The organism is Streptomyces kebangsaanensis (assembly GCF_001906585.1).
In the GTDB taxonomy this organism is placed as follows: Bacteria; Actinomycetota; Actinomycetes; order Streptomycetales; family Streptomycetaceae; genus Streptomyces; species Streptomyces kebangsaanensis.
Genome location: NZ_JUJA01000144.1, coordinates 34,346 through 45,621 on the forward strand (window position 1 = coordinate 34,346; position 11,276 = coordinate 45,621).

Below are 11,276 nucleotides of genomic sequence, written 5' to 3' on the forward strand. Positions count from 1 at the left end.
ACATGGCTCGTGCGCGGGGTGCTGCTCGGGGGCGAGCGGGCCCTGGCGGAGGCGGTGCCGGCCGACCGGGCCGGTGTCGAGGTCGAGTGGACCGCCCTGATGGGCGTGGGCCATCCGTCGGCGGTCTCCTGGACGGCGGCCGTGCGCTCCCCCGCGGAACGGACGCCGGCCAACACCGCGCTCGCCCACGCGGAAGCGGCCTACCGCGCGGCGGTCCGCGCGGCCGCCGAGCACTCCGCTGCCCGCACCGCGGCCGAGCTGATCGCGGCCGAGGCGGAGACCACCCGTCAACGGGTCCGTGCCCTGCGCCGGCACTGGATCCCCCGGCTGAGGCGCGAACTGGCCGCCGTCGAACTGGCGCTGGAGGAGGCGGAGCACGAGGAAGCGGTACGGCGGCGCTGGGCGGCCTCGCCCCGCCGGCGGCCACGGGAGTGAGCCGACCGCGGGACGCCGCCACCCGCGCCGACGGCACGGCCGATACGCCCCCTCCCCTGCCCGGGCCGGACCCGGCTCGCGGGCGCCCGGCGTTCCCGCAGACCTCGATCCGCCGTACCCCGCGGCCTTCGGCCTCTTCGCGGGGGCGGCGTTCCGGGCGGTCACCGCACGGGCCGGTCGTTTCCGGGAAGGGACCGGCCGGCCCCGGTCCGGTTCACGCGCCGGAGCGGACGCGCGTCCGGTGCGGCGTCACGGCGTGTTCCCGGCTTCCGCCGCGTGCCGCGGCGTCCCGTCGTCGGCGGCGGGTTCCGCTTCCGGGCCGGGACGGCGGCGCGGTCCCGTGAGCGCGCAGCGCACGTCCACCACGCCCTCCACGGAGCGCACCAGGCGCTCGGCGAGCGGCACCAGGGTGGTGTCCAGGGCGCGGCCGGTGAGGGTGACCACCCCGTCCCGCACCCGCACCCGCACCGACTCGAGCGGGACCGGGAACCGCTCGTCGACGACCTCGCGGCGGACCTCCTCGGCGATGTCCTCGTCGCCGCGGAGGAACACCCTGAGCAGATCGGCACGGCTGACGATGCCCGTGAGCACTCCGTCGGCGCCGACGACGGGCAGCCGCTTGACGCCGCGGCGGGCCATGACGCGCGCGGCCCGGGCGACGGTGGCGTCGGCGCGGACGGTCACGGCCGGGGCGCTCATCAGCTCCTCGGCGGTCACCGCGCCGGCCTTGGCCAGTTCGGCCCAGCGGAGCGGCCGCCCGCCCCGGTCCAGATCGGTGTCGCGGGACTCCTCCTTGCGCAGCAGGTCGTCCTCGGAGACGACGCCGATCACGCGGCCCGCGCCGTCCAGCACGGGCATCGCGCTGACGCCCCACTGTTCCATGGTCCGCACGATGTCCTTGAACACCGCCTCGCCGGTCAGGGCGACGACAGTGCGGGTCATGACGTCGCTCACGGTGTACGGAGAGCCGTGCATGGCATCCTCCCACTCCCTCAAGGGCCCCCACACGGACACCTTCAGGCTCGGCCACCGGGCCGGCGAGGACATGGGCCGAAGGGCCCCGGCCGGGGGACCGGGAGCCTCCTGTCGCCCTTTCCGCCCGCAGGCAGGAGAGTGGCGGCGTGCGAACGGTGAGCCGGCGCGGAGGGCGGATCTGGTTGGCTGTCCCCGTCGGGCAGCCACCGGGAGGCGAGGAGACCGATGAACGCGGATGTGCGGCAGGTCGCCGACGGCACCTACCTGGTGCACGGCAGCAACACCAACTGGGTGATCCTGACGGAGGGCGACGCCGCCACACTGATCGACACCGGCTACCCGGGCGACCGGCGGCGGCTGCTCGACTCGCTGGCCGCGGTGGGCAGTTCGCCCGAGGCGGTGGTGGCCGTGCTGATCACCCACGCGCACAACGACCACCTGGGCTCGGCCGAGTACCTGCGCGCCGCCCACGGCACCCCGGTGCATCTGCACGAGGCCGAAGTGCCGCATGCCCGGCGGGAGTTCCTGCACCAGGTCAGCGTCGGGCGGGTGCTGCGCAACGGCTGGCGGCCGGGCGTGCTGCCCTGGGCGGTGCACGCGCTCCGCGCCGGCGGCACCGCGCACGTCCCGGTCGCCGAGCCCCGGCCGTTCCCGGCGGCGGGCCCGCTGGACCTGCCGGGGCGGCCCGTGCCCGTGCACACGCCCGGCCACACGCGGGGCCACACCGTCTTCCACCTCCCGGACACCGGTGTGGTCGTCTCCGGCGACGCCCTGGTCAGCGGCCACCCCACCTCGCGCGTCCGGGGCCCGCAGCTGCTGCCCGACATGTTCCACCACGAACGCGCCCGGGCGCTGGCCTCGTTGGACGTGCTGGAGAAGCTGGACGCGGACGTGACGCTGCCCGGCCACGGCCCCGCGCACCGCGGCCCGGTGCGGCAGGCCGCGCGGCGGGCCCGGGAGCACGCGAGCCGCGGTGGCCGCTGACCAGGGGGCGCGCAGGTCGCCGGAACCCGCGGCGCCGTGGCGGCTCAGGTGTGCGGGACGACGGCCACCGGGCAGCCGGCGTGGTGCAGCATCCCGTGCGCGACGGAGCCGATCCGCGCGCCCACCGCCGTACGGCGGGCGCGCCGGCCCACGACCATCAGCTGGGGCCGCTCGGCCGCCGCCAGCAGCACCTGGCCGGCGCTGCCCATCTCCACGTGCTCGACGACGGGGACGTCCGGGAAGCGCTCCCGCCACGGCTGGAGCGCCGCGGCCAGTGCCTTGCGCTCGTACGGCTCCAGGCCTCCGGCCTCGTCGAGCAGCTTGAGCGAGCCGGGGCTGTAGGCGAACACCGGCGGCAGCGTCCAGGCCCGTACCGCGCGGACGGTGGCGCCGCGGGCGGCGGCGGTCTCGAACGCGAACCGCAGGGCGTCGGCGCTGTCCTCCGGGGCGCCGTGCTGGCCGACGACGATCTCCCGGCCCGCGGCCTCGGCGGAGGGCTCGTCCCCGGCGCGCACCAGCACGACGGGCCGTCGGGCCTCGGTGATCGCCTGCTGGCCGACGGAACCGAGCAGGAACCCGACGAGGGCGCCCTGGCCGCGCGAGCCGAGCACCAGCATCTCCGACTCCGCCGCGGCGGCGAGCAACGCGTCCACGGCGCCGTCCTCCACGACGTCGGTGGTCACCGTCACATCCGGATGGCGGTCGGCGACCGTCCGCGCGGCCTCGGCCAGGCCGTCGCGCACCCACTGCCGCTGGGTGTCCCGGTCGCCCGCGTCGAAGGCGTCGTGCACCTCGAAGCGCCAGGCGTGCACCAGGCGCAGCGGCAGTCCGCGGCGCTCGGCCTCCCGTCCCGCCCACGCCAGCGCGGCGAGGCTCTCCTCCGATCCGTCCACCCCTGCCGTGATCGGCCGCGTCATACCGTCTGCCTCCCTGTGTGGTGAGCCGTCCTCGGTCCAGTCTCCCCCACCGGGTGATCACGGAAGCGGCCGGGCGGGACAGCCGTCCACCGTGTGCCCGGGTGAAGCCGCGCACCCGAGCGGAGCGGGACGATCGACCATACGATGGGCGGAAGCCGGCGCGGTGACGACGGGAGCGCACCGGGCCGCCGATCCGACCACCACGCGGGGTGGCAGAACATGGCACAGGCCGTGGAGCCGACGCGGACCGTCATCATGACCGTGGACGACGACCCGGGGGTCTCCCGCGCCGTCGCCCGGGACCTCAGGCGGCGCTACGGCGCCTCGCACCGGATCGTGCGCGCGGAGTCCGGCGAGTCCGCGCTGGACGCGCTGCGCGAGCTGAAGCTGCGCGGTGACCTCGTGGCCGTCATCCTGGCCGACTACCGCATGCCGCGGATGAACGGCATCGAGTTCCTCGAACAGGCCCTGGACGTGTATCCGGGCGCGCGGCGGGTGCTGCTGACCGCGTACGCGGACACCAACGCGGCGATCGACGCGATCAACGTCGTCGACCTGGACCACTACCTCCTCAAGCCCTGGGACCCGCCCGAGGAGAAGCTGTACCCGGTCCTGGACGACCTGCTGCGGGCGTGGCGGAGCAGCGACCACCGGCCGGTGCCCAGCACCAAGGTGGTCGGGCACCGCTGGTCCGCGCGGTCGTCGGCGGTACGGGAGTTCCTGGCCCGCAACCAGGTGCCCTACCGCTGGTACTCCTCCGACGAGCCCGAGGGCGGGCGGCTGCTGGCCGCCGCAGGGCAGGACGGGCAGCGGCTGCCGCTGGTGGTCACCCCGGACGGCACGCCGCTGCTCGAACCGGAGCCGGCCGAGCTCGCGGCCCACGTGGGGCTCGCGACGACACCGGCGGCCGACTTCTACGACCTGGTGGTGGTCGGCGGCGGCCCGGCCGGGCTCGGCGCGGCCGTCTACGGGGCCTCCGAGGGGCTGCGTACGGTGCTCGTGGAACGCTCGGCGACCGGCGGTCAGGCCGGGCAGAGCTCCCGGATCGAGAACTACCTGGGCTTCCCCGACGGCGTCTCCGGCGCCCAGCTCACCGACCGGGCCCGCCGGCAGGCGGCGAGGTTCGGCGCGGAGATCCTGACCGCGCGCGAGGTGACGGGCCTGGAGGTGGGCGGCGCGGCGCGGATCGTACGGTTCTCGGACGGCACGGCGGTCGCCGCGCACAGCGTGATCCTGGCGACCGGAGTGTCCTACCGGCAGCTTCCGGCGGCCGGCGTGGAGGAGCTGACCGGGTGCGGGGTGTTCTACGGTTCGGCGCTGACCGAGGCTCCCTCCTGCCAGGGGCAGGACGTCTACGTCGTCGGCGGCGCCAACTCCGCGGGGCAGGCGGCGATGTACCTGTCCCGGGGCGCGAAGTCGGTGACCCTGCTGGTGCGCGGGGCGTCGCTGGCGGCGTCGATGTCGTACTACCTGGTCCAGCAGATCGACGAGGCCCCCAACATCACGGTGCGCACGGGCACCGTCGTGGACGCCGCGCACGGCTCGGGCCACCTGGAGAAGCTGGCCCTGCGCGACACCGCCACCGGGGAGACCGAACTCGTCGACGCGCAGTGGATGTTCGTGTTCATCGGCGCGGCACCGCGGACCGACTGGCTGGACGGCACGGTGGTGCGGGACGGACGCGGGTTCATCCTGTCCGGGCCCGACCTCACCGCCGACGGGCGGCCGCCCCCGGGGTGGGAGCTGGACCGGCCGCCGTACCACCTGGAGACCAGCGTGCCCGGTGTGTTCGTCGCCGGTGACGCGCGGGCGGAGTCCGCCAAGCGGGTCGCGTCCGCCGTCGGAGAGGGAGCCATGGCCGTGTTGCTCGTCCACCGTTACCTGGAGCAGTCGTGAGCGGCCGGCCGATGCCGTGCAGCCCGAAGGAGATCGGCTCGCTGTTCCTGTTCGAGAAGCTCCGGCCCGAGCAGCTGGGTCGGCTGTGCGCCGAGGGGCGGGTGGAGCGGTTCGACCCCGGCCCGGTGTACACCGAGGGCGAGCCGGCCACCTGCTTCTACGTGATGATCGAGGGCACGGTGGTGCTCTCCCGCCGGGTCGGCGGCGACGATGTGGAGGTCACCCGGACCTCGCAGCGCGGGGTGTACGCGGGCGCCATGCAGGCGTACCTCGGGGACCGGCTGCGGCAGGTCTACATCAACTCGATGCGGGTCACGGAGCCGACGCGGTTCTTCGTGCTGCCCGCCGGCACGTTCGCGGACATCATGCGGGAATGGTTCCCGATGGCGGTGCACCTGCTGGAGGGGCTGTTCTTCGGGTCCAGGAGCACCCAGGCGGCCGTCGGGCAGCGCGAGCGGCTGCTGGCGCTGGGCTCGCTGTCCGCCGGGCTCACCCATGAGCTCAACAACCCCGCGGCGGCGGCCGTCCGGGCCACCGCGGCGCTGCGGGAGCGCGTGGCCAGGATGCGGCACAAGCTCGCCCTCATCGCCGAAGGGCCCTTCTCCCGGGACCAGTTGGCGAACCTCGTCGACATCCAGCAACGTACCGCCGAGCGGGTCGCCAAGGCGCCGGCGCTCACCCCGCTGGAGGCCTCCGACCGCGAGGACGCCCTCACCGACTGGCTCGAGGACCACGGCATCGACCAGGGCTGGCAGCTCGCGCCGACCTTCGTTCAGGCCGGGCTCGACGTGGACTGGCTGGAGCAGGTCGCGGCGGCCGTCGAGGAGGAGATCCTGCCGGGCACCGTGGGCTGGCTCAACTGCACGGTGGAGACCGAGCTGCTCATGGACGAGATCGCGGACTCCACCACCCGCGTCTCCCGGCTGGTGGACGCCGCCAAGCAGTACTCCCAGCTGGATCGCGCCCCCTACCAGGTCGCCGACGTGCACGAACTCCTCGACAGCACACTGCTGATGCTGTCGGGCAAGATCGGGTCGCGCATCAGGGTCGTCAAGGAGTACGACCGTACGCTGCCGCGGATCCCCGCCTGTCCGGCCGAGCTGAACCAGGTGTGGACCAACTTGATCGACAACGCGGTCTGCGCGATGGACGGCACGGGCGGCGGCACGCTGACCGTGCGCACCGCGCTCCACGACGACCGGCTCCTGGTGGAGTTCCGCGACACCGGCCCCGGCGTTCCGCCGGAGATCCGCGACCGCATCTTCGATCCGTTCTTCACCACCAAGCCGGTCGGCCGGGGCACCGGCCTCGGGCTGGACATCTCCCGGCGGATCGTCGTCAACAAGCACCACGGCAGCCTCGACGTGGAGTCGGTGCCGGGCGACACCCGCTTCCGGGTGCTGCTGCCCCTGACCGCCGCCGGACCCGGCGGCACGGCGCTCACGTCCGACGACCGTACGACCTCCCAGGAGCCGGCATGACCAGCTACACCGGAATCGACCCCCGCGTCCCGCCGAGCGGCACCGGCTGCGTCGAGTGCGACGCCGCCGGCGGCTGGTGGTTCCATCTGCGGCGGTGCGCGCAGTGCGGCCACATCGGCTGCTGCGACGACTCCCCCGGCAAGCACGCCACCGCCCACCACCGGGCCACCGGGCACCCGGTGATCCGCAGCTACGAGCCGGGCGAGGGCTGGTTCTGGAACTACGACACGGACGAGCTGTACGAGGCCGGCCCCGAGCTCGCTCCCCCGGTGAGCCACCCGGCGGACCAGCCGGCCCCGGGCCCGGCGGGCCGCGTCCCCGCCGACTGGGCGGACATGCTGCGCTGAGCCGCTCCGTCCGCTCCCGGGCCGGAGCCGCGGTGTCGCAGACCCGGCCCCGCTTGACAGAAACACGTCACCCCATGTGCGCCGGGCGGCCTCCGCCCGTCCACCCCACCCGGTGATCGGCGAACAGCCGACTGCGTGTCATCGGTGGAGACCTGACGCGCCGGGGGATGCTTGCCCCGCCCGAATGCGATCGCCCCGCACGGATCACCGCGCGGACGGAGACGGGAGAGGAAGCACATGGCCTCACGGACGGTGTGCCGGAGCGCGGTGCTCGGTTCGCTGGCGCTGGCCCTGCTGGCGGGGCCGGCGCACGCGGCGGAGGACCGGACGGACGCCGGGGCGTCCTCAGCCGCACTGCCCGCGCCGGACCCGGCGGCGCTCGCCGCCCGGCTGCGCACGTCGCTCGCCCAGGGCGCGCCGGGCGCGATGGCACGCATCGACGACCACCGGCTCTCCCACGACGACCACGCCACGGTGTACAAGGCCATGGAGGGGGTCGCCGACCGCGGGACGGCGGAGCCGATGGACACCGCCGACCGGTTCCGCATCGGCAGCGTCACCAAGACCTTCTCCGCGGTCGTGCTGCTGCAACTGGCGGCCGAGGGCCGGGTGCGGCTCGACAGCCCGGTCGACCACTACCTGCCGGGGCTGCTGCCGGACGACCGGATCACGGTACGGCACCTGCTCAGCCACAGCAGCGGCCTGTACGACTACACCTCCGACCTGTTCGCCCGGACGGTGCCCGGCTTCGAGGCCGTACGCACCCGGGTGTTCACCTACCGCGAGCTGCTCGACCTGTCGCTGCGGCACCCGCTCACCCAGGTGCCCGGTACCGGCCACGCCTACTCCAACACCAACTACGTGGTGGCCGGCCTGCTCATCGAGGAGCTGACCGGCCACCCGGTGCGGACCGAGTACGAGAACCGGATCATCGAGCCGCTGCAGCTGAGCGACACCTTCTACGTCCACCCCGGCACGGGGATCCCCGGCCGGTACGCGCGCGGCTACCTCACCCCGGACGAGGCGGAGGCCCCGCTGGTGGACGCCACCGAGCAGACGGTGTCCTGGGCGCAGAGCGCGGGCGCGCTCATCTCCAGCACGCGCGATCTGAACACCTTCCTCTCGGCGCTGCTGGGCGGACGGCTGCTGCCCGCCGCCCGACTGGCGGAAATGCGGCGGTGGATCCCGGCGGGCACCGGCCAGGCGTACGGGCTCGGGCTGCGCCGCCGCGACCTGTCGTGCGGGGTGTCGGTGTACGGACACACGGGCGCCGTACAGGGCTACTACACCTACGCGTTCACCAGCGAGGACGGCAGGCGCAGCCTCACCGCACTCGCCAACGCCTCCAACAACGGCCGGGTCCACCTGACGATGCTGAGCACGCTGGAGCCGGCGTTCTGCGGCAAGCGGGCGAAGGAGGACGGCGCGGCCGTGCTCCCGTACCCGGCCGAGGAGGACGACCTCGCCCAGTGAGCCCGGACCTTGGCGGAACCGGAGCCTCCGGGCCAGGATGCCCGCATGAAAGGTGACCTCTTCTCCAGTGAGCACGTGGTGCGGCCCTCGACCGCGCCGGGCATGTCGGTCGAGAACGCCAAGTGCCTCAAGTACACGGTGGACGGCGAGATGTTCGCCCGTCAGGGCTCGATGGTGGCCTTCCGCGGCGACCTGCGGTTCGAGCGCAAGGGCCAGGGCGTGGGCGGCATGCTCAAGCGTGCGGTCACCGGGGAGGGACTGCCGCTGATGACGGTGCGCGGGCGGGGCGAGGCCTGGTTCGCGCAGGAGGCGCAGAACTGTTTCGTCGTCGAGGTCGAGCCCGGCGACGAGTTCACCGTCAACGGCCGCAACGTCCTGTGCTTCGACGCGACGCTGTCGTACCGGATCACGACGGTCAAGGGGTCGGGAGTCGTCGGCGGCGGGCTGTTCAACAGCGTGTTCACCGGGCAGGGCCGCCTGGGCCTGGTGTGCGAGGGCAGTCCGCTGGTCATACCGGTCACGCCGGAGCAGCCGGTGTACGTCGACACGGACGCGGTGGTCGGCTGGACCGCCCGCCTGGAGCCGTCGCTGCACCGCTCGCAGTCGATCGGCTCGATGCTGCGCGGCGGGTCCGGCGAGGCGGTGCAGCTGATGCTGCGGGGTGAGGGGCACGTCGTCGTCCGGCCGAGCGAGGCGAAGGCGCACAAACCCCAACAGCACTGAGGGAGCTGGGCGTTCACGGAAGGTGACCTGCGTCGCACGGGCAACCCCGCCGCGCGTACCCACGTCTTGAACGACGACAGCCACCCGCCTCGGTCCATGTGGGCCGGGGCGTGTTTCCGACGCGCTATACACGCCGCGTATACACGCCGTGTACAGAAGGGTACGCATGTACGGCAAGGCATTCGCCCCGGAGTACCAGGGCGCCCTCACCTCCCTGTCCGTGAACTCCTCGCTGACCGAGGTCCTGACCGTCGGAAGAGCGCAGTTGGCAGCCGCCGAACGGGCCGGGCAGCCGGGTGAGGCGGCACGTTCCGGGCTGGCGGTCGCGGAGGCGCACCGGCGGCTCGGGCAGATCCGGGAGGCGGACCTGGCCTGGAAGGCCAGCTACCGGGCCGCCCGGGACGCCGGGGACACGGCCGCGATGGCCTGGGCGCTGTGGAGCGGCGGCACGCTGGCCCGGCAGCGCGGGGCGTTCGCGCTGGCCCGGCGGCTGCTCGGGCTCGCGGCCGAGCTCGGCGAGCGCGGCGGGGACGTCGTCGTACGCGGCTACTCGCTGGCCGGGCTCGCGGAGACCGGCCGCATCCAGGGCGACTACGAGGCCGTCGGCCGGCTGCACGAGCAACTGCTGGCCGAGGCGCGGCGGCGCGGCGAGGCGCGGCACACGGTGTGGGCGCTGGAGGGCATCGCTCAGATGCACCGCAACACCGGGTCGTACGACACCGCGTACGCGCTGTTCGAGGAGGCGGCCCGGACAGCCGCGCGCGCCGACGACCGGCGCGGCCACGCCTGGGCGTTGCGTGGGCTCGCCGACGTGGTCTCCGTCCGCGACGGAGACACCGGGCGGGCGCTCGCGCTGCTCAGTGAGGCGGAGGAGACCTGCCGCGCGATGGACCTGGCCGCCGCGCTGGCGTACAACCACAAGATGCGCGGCAACGTCCTCTACCGCGCGGGGCGGCACGCCGAGGCGCGGAAGTGGTACGAGCAGGCGCTCGCGGAATTCCGTGCCATCGCCGAACCGCGCGGCGAGGCGCTGTCCCGCCTGGGTCTGACCAAGTCCCTGGCCCACCTGGGCCGCGACCGCGCGGAGACGGCGGCCGAACTGACCGCCCTGGCCCGCACGATGGCCCGTATCGGCCTGCGGCACGCGGAGGAGATGGTGCGCCGGGCGCAGGAGGAGTTCGGTCTCACCGAGGCCGGTCGGGCCCCGGTCGCCCAGGAGGCCGTGCGATGACGGTGGTGTCCTCGGCGGAGGCGGCCGTGGTGGATGTGCCCGAAGTGCTGGGGTGTTGCCGGGAGTTGGTCCGGCCCGCGCTCCAGGAAGCGGTGGGACGGCTGCATCCGTGGGTCGGGGAGATGGCAGGGTACGCGTTCGGGTGGTGCGAGGTCGGTGGGGCTCCGGTGGTCGCGCCGGGCGGCAAGGGGCTGCGGCAGGCGCTGGCGGTGCTCGGGGCGGAGGCGGCCGGGGCCGACGGGCGGGACGGGGTGGCCGGGGCGGTCGCCGTGGAGCTGGTGCACACCTTCTCCCTGCTGCACGACGACATCATGGACGGCGACGGGACCCGGCGGGGCCGGCCCGCCGTGTGGAAGGCGTATGGCACCGGCCCGGCCGTCCTGGCCGGCGACGCCCTGTTCGCACTGGCCGTCGGGACGCTCGCCGCCGCCCCCGGCGGTGCGAGGGCGCTGCCCCGGCTGTCCGCGGCGCTCGTCGACCTGCTGCACGGGCAGGCGGACGACCTGCTGTTCGCCGCGCGTCCCTGGACGGGGCCCGAGCGGGTGCGGCCGGAGGCGTACCGGTTGATGGCGGAGCGGAAGACGGGCGCGCTGCTGGGCTGCGCCGCCGCGCTCGGCGCCGTCCTCGGTGGGGCGCCCCCGGCGACGGCCGACGCGCTGGACCGGGCAGGACGGCACCTCGGGACCGCCTTCCAGATCGTGGACGACATCCTGGGCCTGTGGGGCGACCCGACCGTGACGGGCAAGCCCGTCCACGCGGACCTGCGGGAGCGCAAGAAGACGTTTCCGGTACTGGCAGCCCTGGACACGGCGGG

Annotated in this window: 11 protein-coding genes; 9 read left to right on the forward strand and 2 right to left on the reverse strand. The window is 74.5% G+C overall.

All coding sequences use genetic code 11. The features are described 5' to 3' along the window. A partial coding sequence (locus RH94_RS21620) for a V-type ATP synthase subunit D (protein ID WP_234425941.1) occupies positions 1-435 on the forward strand: 435 nt, incomplete at its 5' end. Between the two features lie 249 nt (positions 436-684). On the opposite strand, the gene RH94_RS21625 is transcribed toward RH94_RS21620, so the two are convergent. Next, positions 685-1,410, reverse strand: a complete 726-nt coding sequence (locus RH94_RS21625) for a CBS domain-containing protein (protein ID WP_079189135.1) — start codon at positions 1,408-1,410, stop codon at positions 685-687. Between the two features lie 225 nt (positions 1,411-1,635). On the opposite strand from RH94_RS21625, the gene RH94_RS21630 reads away from it, so the two are divergent. Beyond that, positions 1,636-2,394, forward strand: coding sequence for an MBL fold metallo-hydrolase (locus RH94_RS21630; RefSeq protein ID WP_073949150.1), 759 nt, complete (start codon positions 1,636-1,638; stop codon positions 2,392-2,394). A gap of 44 nt (positions 2,395-2,438) precedes the next feature. Here RH94_RS21630 and RH94_RS21635 read toward each other — a convergent pair whose 3' ends face one another. Then, entirely contained in the window at positions 2,439-3,311 is an 873-nt protein-coding gene (locus RH94_RS21635) for a universal stress protein (protein WP_073949151.1), read from the reverse strand. A 219-nt stretch (positions 3,312-3,530) separates the two neighbouring features. Here RH94_RS21635 and RH94_RS21640 point away from each other — a divergent pair, with 219 nt between their 5' ends. The 7 genes from RH94_RS21640 to RH94_RS21670 form a co-directional block, all read left to right on the forward strand. After that, positions 3,531-5,207 (forward strand): FAD-dependent oxidoreductase, encoded by a 1,677-nt coding sequence (locus tag RH94_RS21640; protein WP_073949207.1) that lies wholly within the window; start codon positions 3,531-3,533, stop codon positions 5,205-5,207. Beyond that, entirely contained in the window at positions 5,204-6,688 is a 1,485-nt protein-coding gene (locus RH94_RS46405) for an ATP-binding protein (protein WP_073949152.1), read from the forward strand. The genes RH94_RS21640 and RH94_RS46405 overlap by 4 nt, the downstream gene beginning before the upstream one ends. Beyond that, on the forward strand, positions 6,685-7,035 hold the full coding sequence (locus tag RH94_RS21650) for a UBP-type zinc finger domain-containing protein (protein WP_073949153.1): 351 nt from the start codon (positions 6,685-6,687) through the stop codon (positions 7,033-7,035). Before RH94_RS46405 ends, RH94_RS21650 begins: the two co-directional genes overlap by 4 nt. 237 nt (positions 7,036-7,272) lie before the next feature. Next, entirely contained in the window at positions 7,273-8,508 is a 1,236-nt protein-coding gene (locus RH94_RS21655; RefSeq protein WP_073949154.1) for a serine hydrolase domain-containing protein, read from the forward strand. A 45-nt stretch (positions 8,509-8,553) separates the two neighbouring features. Then, positions 8,554-9,231 carry an AIM24 family protein gene (locus RH94_RS21660; protein ID WP_073949155.1) on the forward strand — a complete coding sequence of 226 codons (678 nt, stop codon included), beginning with the start codon at positions 8,554-8,556 and terminating at the stop codon, positions 9,229-9,231. Between the two features lie 166 nt (positions 9,232-9,397). Beyond that, positions 9,398-10,462, forward strand: a complete 1,065-nt coding sequence (locus RH94_RS21665; protein WP_073949156.1) for a tetratricopeptide repeat protein — start codon at positions 9,398-9,400, stop codon at positions 10,460-10,462. Then, positions 10,459-11,276: polyprenyl synthetase family protein (locus RH94_RS21670; protein WP_073949157.1), on the forward strand; the 818-nt coding region annotated here is incomplete at its 3' end. The genes RH94_RS21665 and RH94_RS21670, both read left to right, overlap by 4 nt.